This is a genomic window from Pseudomonas sp. PS01303 (assembly GCF_029959385.1).
Taxonomy (GTDB): domain Bacteria; phylum Pseudomonadota; class Gammaproteobacteria; order Pseudomonadales; family Pseudomonadaceae; genus Aquipseudomonas; species Aquipseudomonas rustica.
Genome location: NZ_JASCPK010000317.1, coordinates 1 through 1,086, shown reverse-complemented (window position 1 = coordinate 1,086; position 1,086 = coordinate 1). Strand labels below are relative to the sequence as shown.

The 1,086-nt window shown below is 59.1% G+C and carries 1 protein-coding gene; it reads left to right on the top strand.

Features of this window, described 5'->3' with window-relative positions; translation table 11 throughout:
• Window positions 1-239: 239 nt before the first annotated feature.
• Window positions 240-1,013 (top strand): helix-turn-helix transcriptional regulator, encoded by a 774-nt coding sequence (locus tag QMX93_RS30760; protein ID WP_212544662.1) that lies wholly within the window; start codon window positions 240-242, stop codon window positions 1,011-1,013.
• Window positions 1,014-1,086: the final 73 nt, after the last annotated feature.

The window sequence follows — 1,086 nt, the reverse complement described above, 5'->3', positions numbered from 1 at the left end:
CCGCAGGCTGCGATCTTTTGATCTGCAAAAACAACGTCAAAGGATCGCAGCCTGCGGCAGCTCCTACAGGAAATGCGTTGGTCTTGCTGATCAGTGGTCACCGGTTGATATCCCTCCGATGACCCCGCATGATTCGGCACTTCCGGCCGCTGCGGCCGGTGTTGATCAAGTGCGGTCAGCCTATCGATCCGATCGCGCCTGACCCATTCCCATCATGGGTTACACAAAAGGGGTAGAGCGTGGACGCGTTGTTGCAGGAATTGCCTGTGCATCAAAGTCTGGCGCGGGTCTTCACCTGTGTCGGGCAGGACGGATTCTGGCGGGCGCTGGTCGATACCTTGCGCCTGCTGGTGCCGATGGATAACGCCTTGGTCGCGGTGATGAAGGCGGGCCAGGCGCCGCAATTGCTGATTGATATCGACAGCAAGGGCGCTGTCGAGGAGCAGGAAAACCTCGCCGATTACACCGCCGGCATGTACCTGCTCGATCCGTTTTATCAGGCCGCTTCGGCGGGGCTCGCTGATGGCTTGCACAGCCTGGCGTCGGTGGCGCCTGACCAGTTTTTGCAGAGCGAGTACTACCAGAGCTACTTCCGCTCGGTGGTGGGCGCGGATGAGTTGCAGTTCATGATCAACGTTGATGGCAGCGTGTTGGGCTTATCGATGGGGCGTTCGACGCCGTTCGAAATGGCCGAGCAGGGCCGGCTGCTGTGTGTGCGCGACTGGGTGCTGGCAGCGATGCGCCGGCATGTGCAGCTATTGCCGCCGCAAGGGGCGGTTGCTGAAGTGCTGGTCGGCGATCTGGCGACGTTGCTGGATCGTTTTGATGCGCGGCTGACGGTGCGTGAAAACGACACGGCGCGGCTGATCTTGCAGGGTTTCTCGAGTAAGGCGATCGCCCAGCAGATGGGCATATCGCCGGAAACGGTGAAAGTACATCGGCGCAATCTCTATCAAAAGCTCAATGTCACCGGACATGGTGAGCTATTCGCCCTGGTGCTGCGCCCGAACTGACTCTCCACCCCCCTGTAGGAGCTGCCGAAGGCTGCGATCTTTTGATCTTGTTTTTAAGAGATCAGGATCAAAA